Origin of the sequence: Pedobacter sp. AK013 (genome assembly GCF_014205835.1) — a bacterium.
Classification (GTDB): domain Bacteria; phylum Bacteroidota; class Bacteroidia; order Sphingobacteriales; family Sphingobacteriaceae; genus Pedobacter.
Map to the genome: position 1 here is coordinate 1 of NZ_JACHCQ010000007.1, position 18315 is coordinate 18315.

Here is an 18315-nt window from a genome sequence, read left to right on the forward strand (position 1 = left end):
CGGCTAAAAGCTAAACAAAAACATATTCCTACAAACCATTCAGCACAAACGAATCTGCGATTTCAAGGGGGTCAATTTGGATCGGCGCAAAGGGGGCTTTTTGCTTTGGCGGACCTTATCAAATTAACTCGGCAAAGGGGGGCGTTTTAAAGTGGCGAAGGGGGGTCAATTTGAAGCGGTTTATCCAAGTAATGCTGAGCTTAGGATCTCAACCCATAACAAAATTAAAACAGGATTTAAAGCCGCAGGCTTTCACAAGGGATTGGAAAACATTGAAAAAAGGTTGAAGCTCAGCTATGGAGATCATGCTAAACTCGAATTTACCAAAAGTGATGACAAGCATTTCTCAGTGATGGTGAAATATCACTGGGCCGGTTCACAATAAATAGACAACGGTGAACCTAACCGCTGAAATATTCTAGCAATGATGTCGGAAATTAGCCTTAGCCATATAATCTATGAATACCTTCATTTTGTTATGACATCGTTTATGTATTTATAGGTTAATCACGTACAGAAATCTTTGTTCGCCTCCACTTTCTTGATTAATCTTTCCGAAACCTAGTCGTTCAAGTACATTTATTGATTTTTCGTTATCAGAATGAACTAATGCTTTGATTTCAGATACCCCGTAATTTTGCAAATACTGAAGAACATAGTATAAAGAAGCCGTCATTAAACCTTTCCCCTGTGCGTTTTCACCTAGCCAAAAATCTAAAGTCCAAGAATTTAATCCAGTTTGCATTAACGGTGTATTAAGATGAATATAGCCCATTGGGGCCTGCATCTTTCTTTGCCTAATTCCGTAAAGAATAGAGCCACGCAAAAGCATTTTTTCCGAAAAGTTTAAAAGTTTCTTTTTGGCCTCTTCAATCGTCTCAACGTATACAGATGGAAGATATTTTTTAACACCCACGGTCTTTGAATTTAACAAATACATTGCGGCTTCTTGGTCAAAAACCTCTATCATTGTCGGCTTTAGAATAATGTCCTCTCCTACAGAGATAAATCTGATTTTTTCGAAAAGTTCAGTGTCTGCCATTAAATTTATGTCGTAAGCCATTGTCTTGTTGTTAAAATACCGTTTTAAGAACTAATATTAAAAGGAATCGTTTTTTGAGAATAATTGTTGGTTTCGAGTTTGGTCATCGGAGCCTGTGATTTTTGGTTATGAAATTATAATTGGAAAAACATTAAAATATTAATTACAAAAAAGCCTCCAAGAGTGTACCCTTGTAACTTCTCCTATTAAAGTCGGCGCACCGATCCGGCTTGTTATCCAAATATTAACATCTACACCGTTTGGACTATTTTTTTTAACTTCCGAAGCGTCATACCCAGGCTCCTTTCTAAGATTTTTCCATGGATATAGTTTTACTCTGCATCCTTTTGCCACACGCACTGACTTGACATAAAAAGGCACGATAGTATCCATGCTGTCCTTTGTTAATATAACTCGGTTACCTTTATAATTCTTTTCGCTATAAACAGCTGTGGTTGACTCTTCAAGCGTAATCCTTCGAACAAATTCCGTTTTAATACCGTCAATTATGCTTGGTTTAAGAATCTCGATTTCATGTTTTTCAGCTATTTGCAAATTTAAATCTTGATACAACTTAGTTGTATCAAGATTATTTGCTCTGGCTCGAGCCAAGGCTACTGATAAGCTATCAATTTCGTGATGTTTGGCGATTAGCAAATCATCATATTTTTTTTCATATTTCATTATTACTAATACCTCACGTTTTCGAAGATCGGGTTCCCCTGGAAATTCATTACTGAAATAAAATTTAGGGTCACCTACTATGATAGAAGTGCCATCCCACTCAAATTCCAACTTCAAAATTTGTATTTGGCCGAAAACAGAATTTAAAAATGCACAACCAACAACTATTATAATACTAATAATAAATTTCATATATCATCGTTTTTTGAGAATTTGACTTGATTTTATAAAATTATAAAACTTAATATTTAGAGAATTTATTCCCAAGGCATTTTTTGAAAATACCCTTCTTCGATACCTTCTCCAATTGTTAAATCTCTAGTAGCTCTTAAGCTCATAAAATTTTTTAATCCTGGATAGGGATGTATTATTCTTTCATCTCCTCGATATTCGACCCGATATGTCTTATAACCAAAAAAATCACCTCTACTTATTAATATTGCCCCCTCTTCAAGTCTGAACCCTTCAAAGATAAATTCCCTGATCTGATCGCATATATAATTGGCCGCCCGAGTTAGTTCAATAATCAAATCCTCTAAGAGCGCTAGATGATATTGATATCTCTCCAGTGCCTTTTGTTCTTCTTCCCAACTGTAATCTTTATCATCAGGAAAATTTTCACGATAATAATTTTTGTAGAATTTTTCTACCGTGTAGCCATTTGCACCTTCTTTTGGATAAACATAATAAACTTTCATTAAGTCGTTAACTATGTTTTTAAAATTTAAAAGGGAAGATTCAAGTAAATCATATCTCTTAGGCCATATACGGGAGATAATATAATTTGGAATCTCCTTTAGAGAGTCAAATTGTTCTTTAGGGAAAGCTTCGGTTGTACCAAGCATCCATGAAGTCCAATTGTGCCAATTATTTAGATCAGTTAAGTGAATAAATTTCTCTATATATGTTGCATAAATTTCATCATCTTTAATTTTTCTATTATCAAGGATAAGATTTTCTTTCACCCAGCCTTCATGCTTTTTTTTGAATTCATGTAGTTTTTCGACTGTATATTCATGCTCCTGATCATCAATATTTTTATGATGAATGCTGCACATTAAGATTAGATTATCATATTTATCTCGCTGTTCAATGGATAAAGAGCTTTTCCCTCGCGGACCGTCTTCTTTTTGTGCTACGATATGAGCTTCCTCACCTATAACAGATGGATCATCAGTTGCTGTTTCGTCAATCACGAGTACTTTTTTACAACCAGGGAAAGAACACATATTGCCTGAACGACCCCAAATCATTTTGTGAGTTTTAAGACTTATACCCATTTAGTTTTTTTGTTTATTAGATAAGATTTCGGTTAGAATTTAATCAATCAATTATTTAGATTTTATTTATTTCCGCCTATTTTTATCCCCTGATATCTAAGATATCTGCATAATGTTCCTTTAATTAGACGGTCATTTTCTTCCTGATGCAATTGATCTTTTGAACTTACATTATACAGAAGATGCAGCCCAAGCCAGAACTTCTGCAACGGGTAAAAATAAGACTTGCGCCACTAGAGTTCCAATTAGCCGGGCAAATGTCATGTAAACAATATATTTTCTGAAAGTTGCTTCCGAACATTTTCCTAGCATAACGTCATCAGTCATTACTGATAGGTGTGGATCTATAAAAGCAAACATTAGTATCGTCGCAAAACCATTTATGAATGCGGACAAGTTACTCGCTGTAGTTCTGTATTCAGGGTTTAAGTAGGAGGCATATACAGCTGATAAAACTCCCACAGTCAGAATCGCAACAGCAAAAATGTTAAGAACAAAAATTCTCCAAGGGAATTCGTTGTCTAATTTGATCTCTGAGATATTTTCTCTTTTGGGAAATGCAATGCTATCTTTAAAGTATAAGATCCCTGTTTTTGAGAAACCATGAATTAATAGCTTTCCCATCGATTTATGAACACTGAAATTTATCACAGCTTTAGATAAAATCCGTTGGAAGGTTGGAATTAATGCTGCTCCGACAATTGTAGCTAAAGAACAAGAGAGAATTATAAGACGAAAAGCTCCAATGTTGCTAGTTACCCCAATCTTCAAATCATTTTCAACAGTCTTCGCTAGCAGCGGAGCTTGAAATCCATTCGCAGTTCTGGAAACTAAAACCAGAATGTTAAACAAAGCAAAAGATATTGCCACTCTACTTGTCCGAATACCAACAATCCTAACCGAATACGAAAGAGTAGTTATGAGATTTATAACAAAGGTGAGAACAAGAACAATATATATTTGTGCTGGCATAATTTAGATAGTATTCTAAGGTACGTTTAATCGAATATTTAAGCAAATTGAAAACCAAAGAGCATTTAATTGCTGGTAGCAGTTGTTTTTTATTCTATTTTGGTTCACAGCGTACTCTTTCGGTTACTTTAAATATATTTTCAGTTTCAGAAGGTTTTGAATAATCGTAACGGTAAAGTTTCTCAACAATGCAATTACATTTGTCTTTTACCAAAGAAACACTGATTATTTTTGATTCGCCTGACCAATTTGAATATCTAATATTCTGAATTGCAAAACCTTTCGATTTTAGTTTTTCCACAATTTCAATTCTTTTGTTTTGGTCTTCTTTATATGATACCAAACTGTCATAAACATCTTCAAATGCTGTAGGTTCATATTCGCAGAAATCTTTTCTGTCAAAGTCAAAGGTCTTGATACTTGTTTTTTTAAAATCATCTTCATTAATAATACCAAACTCATAATTGTAGTTTTTGTCTTTACCTTGAAAAGGACTTGTGATTTTAAAAGTTTCTACGTCTGCTCCGTATAGAATTTGATTGTTATTAATTATGTATTTTTTTGTCTTTCCCCAATTATCGTCAATAGGAACAAATTCATTTAAATCGTCAATATTTATAGCCTCTGCACCGTGAATTAAAAAATTATCCGCCTTTGACCAAGGATATTTAATCAATTTTATTTTGTCGGGATTGATACCTTTAATTACACAATCGTTTATGTTGTTATAAAAACCAAAAAAATAAGCGGAGTCTTTATCACGAAAAATATAGTTTCCAATAAATTCAAAAGTGTTTGGGTCAATATTTTTTATAAGTGCTCCGTCTATAAACAAGTGATTTTTGTCCTTGCCAAACTCAAAGTCACAATCGCAGTCAAAAGTTAATTCTTTAAAAGTCCTTGCGTCTGCTTGTTCAATTATTCGCTTATTTTGCCCGCTTCCCTCATTCCAAGATTCATAATAAACTTTGTCGCCTTCAATCTTATAGCCACGTCTGCAACTCGTCAAAGTTGAAATTGTTAAAACTAAAATTGTTACTTGTCTTATTATCATTGAAGTATATCTGTTATAATTGCCACCAATTTACCTCAATCACGATCGCACCAGGTGGATGGGAGCCATACAACGGCTATTTTGATTACGAAAGCAATCATCATGGCTGTCTATTGGTTGATAACTTTAATTGCCCGTTCAAGCACTTCGTCTTTTCCATTTTTAATCCCTTTTATAGTTGGCTTTACCACGATTTCAGGAACGATACCAACTCGTTGTGTTTCCTTTCCGTCCGGATAGTATACACCAATGCCAGAGATCATGGTGCTAAGTCCACCAGGTAATACGATAGACGAAACGTTACCATCGGCGCCTGCTGTAGTACTCCCTACTATGGTTGAATTTTTTATCGAATGAAAGGCCATAGCCGTATATTCCGCTTGACTTTGCGAATTCTCATTGACAAGTACAACCAGCTTACCCTTATATTTGTTATTATCGCTCGTAATTTTTGGCCCTTCCCGAAACACAAATTCTCCAGGATTGTCTGGATTTCCACTTGTAAACTTTACAAATGAAGTCGGTTCGGTAACAAAATAAGAACCAAGGGAAAATGGAACGAATGTACTGGGATAATTGCGGATGTCGATGATAATACCTTTTGTTTCTTTAAAAGCCTTCTTGATTTCTGCAATGTCTTCTTGTTTAATATTAGCAAGCGTGATATAGCCAATATTTCCAGGCAGTAACTTATAACATTTTTGGCTGGTATCTACTTTGTACCAATGGTACATGCGTAGATTCTTCCGCTCATAGGTTGGCACGTTCACTTGCCGTTTCTGACCTCCAGACAGGTAATTCAAAGAGATCGTGTTGCTTGGGCTACGTAAGAGGTCTATAGACATATCTCTAAGCCTGGCCGCGCTATTAGAAGCAGGGTAATAAGGTTTTAAACTATCAACCAGTGAAGTAATTGTTTTTCCATTTACATGTGTGATCACATCACCGATTTTCACTTTGGCCAATCCTGAAAACTCAGGATTAAAGTAATCAACGACCACCAACTGGTTCTCCACAAATTCTGCCTTGAAGGCTGCAAATTTGGTTCCCCTTAGTGCATTAGTTTTCTCTCGTCCTCCCCATAAGTTTGCGTGGGTGTCGTTCACCTCTCCTATCACCTGTGCGGCGGTAAGTTCATACGCGAGTTTGTCTTGGGCATTTATGAATTTTGGAATATACTCCCCCAATACGGTATCCCATTTTTGATCTGTAAGATGTCTGTAAGGGAAAAAATAATGAATCATGTTCCAATAGCGATAAAGAGATAACAACCTAAAGCCTGCATCTGGATAAGTCATTTCTATATAAGGTCTCTCATTAGTAAAGTTCGGATTTGCTACACCAGGTTGAAGTGCTATATAATAGTTTTTGCCTTGGTTTCTGTTGTTATACACTTCAGTAAGCTGGCGCTGTAAGTTATCGGATAGATCAGCGTTGTTGATCCACAACAGATCTGGTTTTAAGACGGCGTTGATTGGAGTGGGTTTACAGGTCTGACAAACAGATGACGGGCCATATTTCTTGATCCAGTTTATGAGGGCAATATCTCGCTGATTTTTGTCTTTTACTGCAAGATATTGCGGCAGGAACCTAAAAAGCTCATAGTCCCAGTTGTATTTGCCTTTGGCAATTTCTGGATGATGATACTTCATGAGTCCCCAAACTTTTCCTAAGAGCTCAAGGTTATGAATTAAATCTTGATTCAACGCAGGAAAGGTAATTTTCGAGCCATCATCAAAAGCTTTATCTGCTTGGGCAGCAAATATTTCTTTTTGGAAGGTCTTTATTTTTGGATCGCCCAACTCCATTCCATCGATTGTTATCTTTAGATCGTCTAGCCACATTTTTCCTTTACCTACCAGCAGGCCGCCTACAACTATTTTTTCGGTTTCCTTTGGTTTAAGTGGCAAAGTTATTTCAAAAGGGGCCCAATCTGCAGTTCCCGTAACACCTCTGTTAGACATATTGTCAAACCCAATCTGTGGATCTATCCGAATCCACAAACCGGCATAGCCCTCAGTTACGTTTTCTGTTTTGATGAAACCAGAAAGGCGAATGGATTTGCCTTCGTAGTTCGCGGGAAGGGTCATAGACAGCGCTCTATATTCCTTTTTGCTACCAGTATTTTCAATAACAGCGGAAAATCTGCCGCTTTTTTTGTGAAGCGAGTCTACATAAACTTTGTATTCTTTATCTCCAAACGCTGTCCATTGTGAAGGAAAGCCATTTCGGTGCTGTTCAAAATCGAGGTTTAGTGTTTGTGTTACTTTGACTTGGGAACAAGCACTCTGTACAAATGAAAATGCAAGAAGTGCGGCAATAGTTAGTTTGTTCATTCTAGGAAGTTATAAGTTATTCATCGCAGTTTTTATGATCTCTTGCTACTCCTGGTCAAAAAATAAAAATTGGCACAGATAAACAGAGCAGTTAAATTCTTCTAAACTAATATTTATATCTTACAAATTATATAGTGAGTTCACATTTATAACTCATATTGAGTTTTTCACTTCAGCTCGCTTGCCGTAAAATTCTTTTTGTGCGTTCGTTTTTTGAGACAGTTGCTTTCTGATCGTTGATCTCAATTATCAACTCAGATCCACGAGAAAAATAGGTAACTATACATTGTAAAGTAAAGGAGATTCATCATCAATACAATATAACTCACTTGGACCGCTTATTTTATCTTTTAAAAGACTTTAATCTTCATACTTACAAAACATAAGCTTTTTGAATTAGAAATGGGTAAATAACTTCCCCAACAACTCTGTTTTCAAAAGTCCTTTTACCATAGACTTGTTTTTAACCGGAATTATACGGGAAACCATAATTGCAGCAAATTATGGCTAATTATATTTGTACCACAGAAACCGTAAAACATAATCTAAAATAATTAACCATCAATTTAATCATTGATCAATACCATGTGCCATTTCTATTTTTTAGACCGCTTATTTTGAATATTGCAAGGATTGATTAAATTACAAGAAAAATTAAAAGAATAGATCCGATTGGGCCTATTTTACGCTTATCTCAAATTAACGCAAAAACATGAAAGTATTAAGGCTCGCCATACACCAGCTTGAAAAAGAGTCAAGAACAAGAGGTATAAAACTTTATAACTCATCAAACACCCTTATGATCCTAGATCCAGGCATAGACCGTATGTTTGAGGAAATCCATAAAAGCTTCGAACTTGACAAAACTAGGCATTGCAAATTCATCCCCGAGCAGGTTACCAATACCGTCATGCTCAATACAAACAAATACCTAATGGATGAGCGTGATGAAGTTTTCATGGATTACACCAAAGCGAGTTTAGACAACCTTGCTAGTAGAATTGAAAACGAGGTATTCGCAACTGGAGGTTATTATCTTTTTGCGGATTATACCTTCAACGAAACTAGATACTTAGCGATTATTCTAGCTAGAAAAAAAGATGGATTTAACATTGAGTTCAACGATCAGGCATCTACTTTTGATTTTAAGGATACCAAAAACATCAACACAGATAAGCTCGCAATGGCTTACAGGTTAAACACTGGAATATATGCTAACAGGGCGACTAACGACAGAAATTACATGGCTTTGGTCACAAATCAGGGTGATAAGATGTCAGATTATTTTATTAAGTGGGTTAACGCATCTGAGCCCGTAAACGGGAGAATCCAGACAGGAATTCTCGTTAGTGCATTGAAGAATATCGGGTCACCGGATCCAGAAGAAGATGAGACAACATTCCAAAACAGAGCCTATCACTATATTTATGATTACAAAAAAATAAATAAAGGATCAGTTAATATCGACAAAATCAGCGAGTATCTTTATGGCGATCCAGCGCTCCTGAGAAAATATATTTCCGAAGAGCTTGACAGAGATATAGATCCGGACATAAGGCCAGATATTGGCTCCCTTAAGTCTTTAATCCAGATCAAGGCACAGGTTAATGGTATTATCGTAACAATAGAAGCCTCAAGATTTGGTAATGATGTCGATCTTTTACCAGGTGGTCTTTTGATCAGGAACCAATCGATTATCAATCAAATCCAGTCCCAAAGAAATGCAGAGGAATAATATTCTGGGAGAGCTATATGCGATTCTCTCCGATACGACTTTCAAAAGCATTCATTTTCGCCCTCGGGAAATCGACTTTCAATTCAAGGAAAAAGGGAATACATTTGAGGCGCTTAAGACCTTCCTTAATAGTTATGGATTGTTTCAGGAAGAATCGGGCAATATTTTGGTTGCTTCCAAGGATGCTGAAACTACAGGAGTTAGCATATACGGGAGTTATGAAATGCTCTTTCAACAACTCTATGAAAACGACGATCCAGACCGCTCTCTTCTAGTACTCAATCCTACTAGAAACGATTTCTTTTTTTATGAAAAAAGTAGTGGAGACGCTACTGTCATCGACGAAGGTAGGATTATCGAAACCTTTTATCTACATAACTATAGATTATACCTTCCGCTGCTAAAGTTGTTTAGGAATAATCGATCCCTTACCGAATTTGATGATGCCATACTCCGAAAGATGTTGATGATCGAGAATGGAAAGGAAAAAAATCTGATCAATATTTCTTATAAGATTTTCGACCAACTGGTATTTTCAAAGAAAGTAGATTTTGATTTTATTGAGTTACAGAAATGGGTGGAATATAATAACACGCCCAATCACCAGGAATGGATATCTAGTTTTAAACATAACGTTGTTTTCTTCATTTCTTCACAGGCAGATGAAAACCGGACATTTACTGAAATATTTCTGAACCTCCCATTCCTTATTGCCAATACGACAAGGGATTACAATATCTTTATGTCTGGTTTTTCTTTTGAAAAAATATCCAGAGAACTGAAAGATGAAAAACGCAAGTATTTTGAGGATCTCAACCAAGCACAGGATAAGATCAAATCCCAGGTGATTGCAGTTCCGTTATCGATAGGAACGTCCATATACGCTTTCTTCCAGATGGAGGCTGACATTAGAACCTTCTATTTTATTCTGGCTATGGTTGGAATTTATATCTTTTTTATCTGTTGGTACCTTTATCTTTACGATCGGGATCTGATAAAATTATCATCAGAAATAAAGGAGGAGACCGAAACTTTCCAAACACGTTATCCTGGTGTTTATGATATATTCAAGAAAGATTTTCTGTATATTACCAAGAAGGTACGCTCAGTAATTTGGCTAAGTTGGGTAATTAAGCTTACCATACTGCTAGATTGGATTATACTGTTGGTGTATATTCTTTTTGTTGTCAGCCACCCTGCTTCTACCCCAAAACCATATAATTTCAAGTTCCTCTAGTATTCTCTGGGAAACAAGTTCCGTTTAAATTTATTTAGCGAACAATTTACCTTCTTAAAGTTATGTCACACTTTATATTCTGATCACCTGCAATTAATGATTTGACTTTTACTTAGTAAATTGCAATTCTAGAGAGAAATAATAATTAATATTGAACTTGATATGCCATTTTTTCAATCTTCAAGTATCAATAATTCTTCATATTAATACTACATCGAAACAGACTTAATTCGCTCTTCCTTAACATTTCGTCCTTTGCGCTTAACTGCAGCTCTATTCCCCTTTACCTTTCTCTCGCGCTGCCTTTTTCCCACCTCCGCAGGTCGATCCTCTTCCTGCAAACTCTCCCTATTCATTTCCGCTATCTTTTTCAGCTCACTTCTGACCAGATCCCCCACCTCCCTTTTAACCCTTTTATAATTCTCCTCCACATCAATTCCTGTAACATTCGCCACTATCGGGATTGGCACATAGCCCACCTCTTCCCTGGCAATAGCCGCATGATCATTCTGGATCTCCCCATGGAACATTTTCAGCTTAATCTTCTCATTCGGGCTATCAGCCACGATCCCAGCAAACTCACCCGATGAAAAAGTAGCAATCTTGGATGCCGGGACCGCATAATCCATCTGTGTCGACTTAGAAATAGAAGTATCCGAACTGTTGATGTTCATGCTCTGCCTGTCCTGCATAATCTTCCCAAAAGTTTCCGAGAATTTTTTCGCACTGTCGCCGGAAACCTGCCCGCTGATGATATTCGCACAGATCCCCAGGATGATTTCCGCCTGTTCCGCACCATACTCCTTTTTCACCTGCTCAATACTCTGGATCCCCAGCGTACAGGAAATCAGGTTCGATCTGCCAGTAGAAATCGTCGTGATCAGATTAGCCACCAGCGTAGGATATTCATCAAAGATCAGGCTGCATTTGCTTTTCTCTTTTTTGTTGATCTGCTTCAGCATCCGGTTCACATAAAGCGATAGTACCGCACCATAGGTATCGATCTTCTGCGGATTGTTGCCCATGCACACGATCTTGGGCTCATCAGGCTTATTGATATCCAGCGTAAAATCATTTCCCGTCAGCACATAATACAATTGCGGAGAAGCCAATCTTGCCAGACCGATCTTGGCCGAGGCAATCTGCCCTTCCAACTGCGCCTGGGCATTATTCTGTAAAGCCGAAATAAAGGGATTGATCAACACCTTGATCTCTTCCTGCTGCTGTAATACGGCAAACAGCGGATCATAATCCGCCTGCATCAGCTCGATCACATGGGGCAGTGTACAATACTTTCCGTTTTCGTATTTACGCAGATACCAGATAATCGCCGTTAAAAAATTGATCGGTGATTCCACGAAAAAGTCCCCCTGCTTTTTCAACCAGTCCCGGTTCAGGCCCATCATGATGGTCCGGCTGGCCTCTGTCGCATCGGTAATATCTTCCATGCTGGCAGGATCTAATGGATTACATCTGTGCGTACGGTTTAAATCCTCAAAATTGATGATGTAAAATGAAGGAACGACCTTATAATTCTGCTGGTATTTCAGCAACTTGTTATAGGCCATCTTGGTCAGGTCATCGAATTTAAAATCATATAAAAACAGACAGAAGCCCTTTTTGATCTGCTGATCAATGATATGGCGGATCACAAAATAGGTTTTACCCGCGCCACCCGATCCCGACACCAAAATACTGCGAAAGGGGTTCACACAATTGATCCAACCGTCCCTTATCTCTCCCTTCAGGTGGTATTTCGTTGGAAGATTAAAGGAATATTCGTTTTCAAGCAGCCTTTCCTCCTGCGGAAAAGTTTCGTTCTCGCTATTGAATATGTCCTTTTGCAAGCTGTCTTTGATCAACCTCGAAAGTTCAGTACCACCTTTTAAAAGCAACAGGTATCCTGCACCAAGAAACGCCATATAAAGACAGACAAAAACATCCTGCGAAAAATGGAACAGGAAGCAGATCCCGCTTGAAAAATAAACCATTGACCCAATAGCAATCCGTAGAAGGATCGGCTTTAACTTCAGCTCCTCTGACTTTTTGCCCTTAGCCCCGATCAATGAAATACCCAAGAATAACAATACCACAGCCTTGGTCAACAGTGGATGCCGGAACATTTCCAGCTTGGCAAAATTGAAAAACAAACGGTCTGTAATCAGGGTGCTCAATCCCCATTCCCGAAAAGCCTGGTACCCATAAATATAAATGTGCATGCAAAGGATCACCAGGCTGATCAGTCTGGTCATATCCAATATCTTACGCAGCCCCTGCGTATCTTCCCCTGTATTCATCGATTATAAATGTTGCTGTAGTTTTTTCCTGCGTTTTTTCTTTTTAACCGTCGGCTGCATAAAGCCCTGGTCGGACCTGGAGAGTACCATATCTAGATAACCTGTTTTTTGAGGCGTTTCTAAATGGATTTTTCCTGTGCTATCATTTGAAGTAAAATATTTACTTGTCGTTTTCTCCAATGTTTTACCGAGCTGTGTTACCGGAATATCACGATCTCCAAAAGACCTTGTGAGGGCAGTAGCACTATAGGCCTTTCCAAGGTCACTGCCATTGAACACCGATTTTGTCCCATGATCAATAAAAGTGACCCCATAAATCCTTCCCTGCTGGTTTCTTCTAAAATCAGCCGTCACTCCAATCTCTTGTAAAGCCAATTCAAATCCTGTTTTCGTAATGGACTCATAGCTGTTAAATACCCCATCAATCTTATCCTTTAACTGTTCCCTGAAAACTTTCCGTTCTGTTCTATTTTTATCAAAGCGCTTCTCCAGATTGTCCAAAGTTGGTTTAGCATAGATCGCACTCGCCTTTAACGGAATGCCAATTTTATTTCCATGATCATCCAGGATGGAATAAATCAGGCCGCGTTTCTGGTACATCACCGACTCTTCCCCTCCCCTATCCGCGGTAATATTAAAAGCCTTTAATGCCGCATTGAACTCAGGAAAAGAGCTGTACCTATACTGCTTCATCACCGCGGTAACGATATTACTGATGGTCTTTTTCGTTGGGCCTTCCCCATAAACCGCTGGTTTTATCTTTGGGGAGTTATCCAGCGACCTGCACCCGGCAACCGTCAGGTTATATTTCTGCTCAATGGACTTCCTTGCCTGTTCCGAGCGTCTATAACCGATGCCGTGGATGTCGATCCTGCTGCCATCTGATCTGATATTGGTTGTGGCGATATGTACATGCGGATGGTGGGTATCCTCATGCAGGTACACCAGGAAGGGTTGCTGGTCAAAACCGATCTGCTCCATGTACTCTGAAACAATGCGCTGTAGCTTTTCGCTGTCCAATTGGTCCGATGGGTGGAAATTCAATGTAATGTGCAGCGCATTGGTTTTGACCGAAGGATTCAGCATCGTGCGTTTGTTAAAACGCTCTGCTTTTTGCACCAGCTTAAGTTTATCGATATCCCCAGCAAAAGCACTGGCCATAAAAAGTATCGCTTCTCCCTTTTCAACCTTATTCTCGTTATAGATCAGGATCCCCCTGATGTTTTTTCCACTGACGATTTTTGCAACCACTTATGCGCTAGTTTATCGGTGATCTCCAGTAAGCGTTCAATTTTGATTTCGATCTTTTCATATAATTCTTTTGTCCGCTCCACATAAAACATCCTTGCAGCTTTGCTCTGGCTGGTGTGAAAATGGTAGGTCTGCTGGTTGATGTTGATGCCAATGGACCTGATTTCTTTTCTGATCATGGCCAGTTCTTCCATCGGCCCGTTCATGGAAATATCCCTGTGAAAAATCTGGACGGGTTCCTGCATTAGGATCTTTCTGGCCAGTTGTGAAAGGCCTTTGCAGTCACTCATTTTTTGCATTTTGTTGAGCCGCTTGAGGGTCTGTTCATCTACCCTGATGCGGATATAGTGCTTGAGTTTTTCTTCCTCTTTTTTGATCTTGGGTCTTGGCATTTTATGATCGCTTTAGGGCTTACGAGTTCCGAGTAAGCCTCCAGCCGTTAGGATGGCAAGATATTTTTGTCCCACAAAAATCCATCTTGCTGCGAACCCGCGTTTGCTAAAAAGCACCTTACCCGCACCTATTTTTTGATGGGTTATTGTTCTTCCTGTGCCTGGGATCTGATCTTAAAGAAAGGCAAACTGGCCCTAAGTGCTTGCCTGATCCGGTGACGGGAATTCACCTTGATCCGTTTGATTTTGAGGTGTGGCTTGCCATGAAAAATATGGCCGTTAATGGTTTTGATCTTGGTACTTTTCATCTTGAATATTTTTGATATTCAAAGATTCATTATTAGATAAAAGAAGTAACGGAGCTTGGAAAAAATTGAAAAGATAATCTTCGAAAACAAGATTATCATTAGATAAAAACGATTATTTAGATCCTGAGTTTAGTTAAAACTGAGATGTATTTACTAGAAATGCTTTTAACTTATTTATAAATGTCATATGTTTACCGACATAAGCTCTCAATCATGCAAGAAAACATTATAGAAATTTTCGAAAAAAGTTTTGACGTTTCCAAACCTTATCTGATGACAACGCTCGAGGAAAGTTCAGAAATTGAGTTCAAGAAGTCCCTCCATTTAAAATCAGACACAATCGATAAACAATACCTAAAAACAATATCGGCCTTTGCTAATAATTCGGGAGGAACGATAATTTTTGGTATATCTCCAGACAATAATGAGGTGTTAGGGATAAAGGAAGAATTTCACAATTTAGACAACAGGTATTTTAGTTCTGCTATTAATAATGGGCTTGACGGGAGCTTTAGATTTAGATTTTCGACAAAAACATTTTTAGGCAAGGTTGTTGGCTTTTTGGAAATAGAGAAGGCTATCACTAAACCAATCATTATGAAAGTAGATTCCTCCGAATTTAAACTCGGTGAGATTTACTATCGATACCCAGCACAAACTACAAGAATACTCTCAGCAGATTTAAGGCGTATCTTAACTGAAGAAGTAGCAAACGGTCTTCAAAAAATGATTGGGAATATTTCTAAACTTGTACAGGTTGGTGAGCATGCCGCAATCTTGGATACGCAATCTGGGATTATTGATGGTGGAAAAGATATGCCTAAATTTATTCTTGATGAGAAAATCCTAAAAAACATCAACATCATCAAACTAGGTGAATTTGTCGAAAAAGAAGGATCACCCGCCTACGTCATTAAAGGTGAGATAGAAACTGGAAATATTGAAATCATCGAAAAGACCGTGCTTTCAAATATTTATGAAGAACACATTATAAAATATTTTACAAGTGGGAGTTGCGAAGATCCGAAGCTTGTCCTAGAAAAACAATTATCCTTATTAAGCCCATATTTTCCAATTCACTTTTTTGTTAAAGCACTTGGTTTTAACGCAGAAACGGCAATTCAATATTTAAATACATTCGACGAAAAACTTATCAATCCAAAGGCACGCGCCAAAATCCAAGAGCGTCTTAAAGGCAACTACAATTACGGTAAACAAGGAGTTATCTTTTTGGAAATCAAAGAATTTTTGGATGAAGGAAAATTGGATAACACATTTCTAAATTCAATACAGCAAAAGTATAATAAGCCAATTTCAGTAATTAGTAAAGTCAAGAGGACATTAATCTATAATACCTTAATAAACTTTATACCAATTGCAGAAAAATTAATCCAAGAGCATACCACATTATTGACAGAAGCCTTTTCTAATATAGATAAAGGAGTCTTACTTGAAAACAAAACTTATTTTTTAGAACTAATAGACAGAATTAATTCTTCAACAGGAGTAAAAGGAAATACTGTACTAAAAAAAGCTATTTGCTATCTTGATGAGATTTACTACAGTTAATAGGTTTTACAAATTGGCTGAAACCTTTAAACCTTGATTAGGCATGGCATCGTATGTCCTATCATTCAGTTTCCTGCCAGCCAATTTTTTATTTATTCCCCCCCACTGTTTAAAAAAGAAAGGGACTTGGGCCGCCTCACACTGTATTCTTATGTCTTCAACCCATATCGGATCCATTGGTCTCGCTTTAAATCCACTTTCTCCTCCAACAATCACCCAATGAATTCCGGTCAAATCCAAATTATTAAGTGGTCCGATTAGAGGCTCTAATGAAAGGAATCTTGTATAAGCATTTACGGATCGAAGTGAATCAATCCGATCCAGAACACGATCATCTTCAACACTAACTCCAATCCAAATATTTGATGTAAAATTTAAATAAGGTGCCAGTTTTTCCAAATTCTCACCACGTTTTGTCAACACTTGATAAGTGTGCTGTGGAGTTTCATTCATCACCTTAAAAACACTTTTAATGTACTCCAAAGGTATATCCTTATGAAATAAATCGCTCATTGAATTAACAAAAACAACCTGTGGCTTTTTCCAGGTATATGGAATCAATAATGTTGCGGGGTGAATTCTAAACTTAAACCCCTCACTGTATTTCTCCTGCCCCATTCCCTTAAGACGCTTAGTCATAGTTTCTGCATAACAAAACTTACAACCCGCAGTTAGCTTGTCACACCCTGTAGTTGGATTCCAAGTCTGCTCTGTCCACTCAATTGATGATTTTGACATTTAACTAAATTCTAATATGCAATTTTCATTTATTAACACACTTACCTTGTGTGAGGAATTATCTGTAAAGGTACTTGTTAATTTACCAACGCTTTCCATGTATCTCAAAGTTTTTAAATAATGCGATCCGCACCATTTTGTAGTAGGATGGTGTTGATCAAAAACTTCCTTAGCGGTAAGCTTTTGATTACCATAACTTTCCATCAATAATTTTGAAAGTATTTCAATATTCTGGTCTCCAAAATCCAATTGATTTGTCCCCATTTGTTTGGCATCGAAAGTGTAATTTCCATCTTTGTCAAGTGACGCGCCTATATTGTCATAATCATGAAAAATTTGTTTTACAAGCTCATAACCTTTTGAATGCTTAGTGAAATGAACAATAAAATGACTTGTACCAACACTGTCCTCTTCCTTGAACTTAAAAGCGCTGCTGAAAAGTGTGCCATTTACAGCCTTTTTAAATTCGTTGGCCAAATTATCCATAATCAAAACCAACCTTTCATTAACCTGGGCAGTATATTTTCTATCCTTTCTTACACTTTCAATCGATGTTGGAAATAATGAATTCATCATCTCATCAAATTTCCCCACCTCCATCGCCTGATTGATCCTTTTAATATTGACAAAAAGGAATATTTCGTTCCCCCAGTTAGCTAGAAATTTCGAAAGCATTAAAGTATCAATAGTCTTGTAACCAAAAGGATCGAAAAAAAGAACCGTAGGAAAAGGATTCTTTTTTTTATGCAGTTTAATAAGATATTCTTCTATTTTCCGATCTTCGCCAACAGTTTTATTTCCAAATTTAGGAGCATAAAAAAAAGAATCTTTAGGAAAAAGCTCCGTAAAATTTCGTTCCAGTTCATCAGCAAATTCTTTATCGTTGAACATCAGATGCACCTTTTGCTTCAATAAAGGATCACTAGCACAGGCCTTAGCTAACAGTAAAGGTGTTGAATAATTCCCATCTTCATATTTTCCTGGACCTGCAAAAAGATCTAAGTACCTAACTTCCTTTTGAGGTTGACTAAGTATGATCTTTGCATATTTAGGGAAGTATTCAGCAACAATTTTTGCCTTTATTAATGAAGAGGAAGTTTGTTCCTTAAAAAAATCATTATCCATCTTGAGCGTTAATTATCAACTAAAATACTGATTTATCTCGAAAAACTATAGACAATTCGGAAGTAGATAAAATCGAAAGAAATAAATTCAGCGTTTTCCAGTCTTTATAGAATAATTTATTCAATCTATCAAAAAAATCCCGGTAGACATCAGAGCGGAGAACTGCCGATTCCGCTGGCAGGAAAAGAGCCCAAGCCTGCCTCGATAGACTGCCAGGCAAAAAACACTCCTGTCTAAAATGTTGTACCAAAAGCAATCCCTAATTGCTCAAAAATCTCTCTGCCCGATATCTAGC

The 18315-nt window shown here is 37.4% G+C and carries 16 protein-coding genes; 4 read left to right on the plus strand and 12 right to left on the minus strand.

Annotation, left to right across the window (positions count from 1 at the left end):
- The first annotated feature begins 151 nt into the window (after positions 1-151).
- Positions 152-385 carry a hypothetical protein gene (locus tag HDC90_RS06590; RefSeq protein WP_184465094.1) on the plus strand — a complete coding sequence of 78 codons (234 nt, stop codon included), beginning with the start codon at positions 152-154 and terminating at the stop codon, positions 383-385.
- A 111-nt stretch (positions 386-496) separates the two neighbouring features.
- Here the strand turns inward: HDC90_RS06590 and HDC90_RS06595 are convergent, their stop codons facing one another.
- From HDC90_RS06595 to HDC90_RS06620, 6 genes are all read right to left on the minus strand, one after another.
- Positions 497-1063, minus strand: coding sequence for a GNAT family N-acetyltransferase (locus HDC90_RS06595; RefSeq protein ID WP_184465096.1), 567 nt, complete (start codon positions 1061-1063; stop codon positions 497-499).
- Positions 1064-1201: 138 nt separating this feature from the next.
- Positions 1202-1918 (minus strand): hypothetical protein, encoded by a 717-nt coding sequence (locus HDC90_RS06600; RefSeq protein ID WP_184465098.1) that lies wholly within the window; start codon positions 1916-1918, stop codon positions 1202-1204.
- Between the two features lie 65 nt (positions 1919-1983).
- Positions 1984-3006: a hypothetical protein gene (locus HDC90_RS06605; protein WP_184465100.1), complete on the minus strand. Its 1023-nt coding sequence runs from the start codon at positions 3004-3006 to the stop codon at positions 1984-1986.
- A gap of 171 nt (positions 3007-3177) precedes the next feature.
- On the minus strand, positions 3178-3978 hold the full coding sequence (locus HDC90_RS06610; protein ID WP_184465102.1) for a lipid II flippase Amj family protein: 801 nt from the start codon (positions 3976-3978) through the stop codon (positions 3178-3180).
- A 94-nt stretch (positions 3979-4072) separates the two neighbouring features.
- Positions 4073-5032, minus strand: a complete 960-nt coding sequence (locus tag HDC90_RS06615) for a DKNYY domain-containing protein (protein ID WP_184465104.1) — start codon at positions 5030-5032, stop codon at positions 4073-4075.
- Between the two features lie 110 nt (positions 5033-5142).
- On the minus strand, positions 5143-7368 hold the full coding sequence (locus HDC90_RS06620; protein WP_184465106.1) for a S41 family peptidase: 2226 nt from the start codon (positions 7366-7368) through the stop codon (positions 5143-5145).
- Positions 7369-8080: 712 nt separating this feature from the next.
- Between HDC90_RS06620 and HDC90_RS06625 the strand changes: the two genes are divergently transcribed.
- Together HDC90_RS06625 and HDC90_RS06630 are read left to right on the plus strand one after the other, a co-directional pair.
- Positions 8081-9103, plus strand: a complete 1023-nt coding sequence (locus HDC90_RS06625; RefSeq protein WP_184465108.1) for a nucleoid-associated protein — start codon at positions 8081-8083, stop codon at positions 9101-9103.
- Positions 9090-10340, plus strand: a complete 1251-nt coding sequence (locus HDC90_RS06630) for a hypothetical protein (RefSeq protein WP_184465111.1) — start codon at positions 9090-9092, stop codon at positions 10338-10340. Before HDC90_RS06625 ends, HDC90_RS06630 begins: the two co-directional genes overlap by 14 nt.
- Positions 10341-10549: 209 nt before the next feature.
- Here the strand turns inward: HDC90_RS06630 and mobC are convergent, their stop codons facing one another.
- The 4 genes from mobC to HDC90_RS06650 form a co-directional block, all read right to left on the minus strand.
- Entirely contained in the window at positions 10550-12637 is a 2088-nt protein-coding gene (mobC, locus tag HDC90_RS06635; protein ID WP_184465113.1) for a conjugal transfer protein MobC, read from the minus strand.
- A gap of 3 nt (positions 12638-12640) precedes the next feature.
- A complete protein-coding gene (locus tag HDC90_RS06640) occupies positions 12641-13888 on the minus strand; it encodes a relaxase/mobilization nuclease domain-containing protein (RefSeq protein ID WP_184465115.1) in 1248 nt (415 codons plus the stop codon).
- A complete protein-coding gene (locus tag HDC90_RS06645; protein ID WP_184465118.1) occupies positions 13843-14280 on the minus strand; it encodes a mobilization protein in 438 nt (145 codons plus the stop codon). Before HDC90_RS06645 ends, HDC90_RS06640 begins: the two co-directional genes overlap by 46 nt.
- A 143-nt stretch (positions 14281-14423) precedes the next feature.
- The gene (locus HDC90_RS06650) at positions 14424-14588 is read right to left on the minus strand and encodes a hypothetical protein (protein WP_184465120.1); all 165 of its coding nucleotides are present in this window, start codon (positions 14586-14588) and stop codon (positions 14424-14426) included.
- A gap of 213 nt (positions 14589-14801) precedes the next feature.
- Between HDC90_RS06650 and HDC90_RS06655 the strand changes: the two genes are divergently transcribed.
- On the plus strand, positions 14802-16157 hold the full coding sequence (locus tag HDC90_RS06655) for a helix-turn-helix domain-containing protein (protein WP_184465122.1): 1356 nt from the start codon (positions 14802-14804) through the stop codon (positions 16155-16157).
- A gap of 6 nt (positions 16158-16163) precedes the next feature.
- Here the strand turns inward: HDC90_RS06655 and HDC90_RS06660 are convergent, their stop codons facing one another.
- Together HDC90_RS06660 and tcmP are read right to left on the minus strand one after the other, a co-directional pair.
- Complete coding sequence (locus HDC90_RS06660) at positions 16164-16895, minus strand: DUF5131 family protein (protein WP_184465124.1); 732 nt, start codon at positions 16893-16895, stop codon at positions 16164-16166.
- Complete coding sequence (tcmP, locus tag HDC90_RS06665) at positions 16896-18020, minus strand: three-Cys-motif partner protein TcmP (RefSeq protein WP_184465126.1); 1125 nt, start codon at positions 18018-18020, stop codon at positions 16896-16898.
- Positions 18021-18315: the final 295 nt, after the last annotated feature.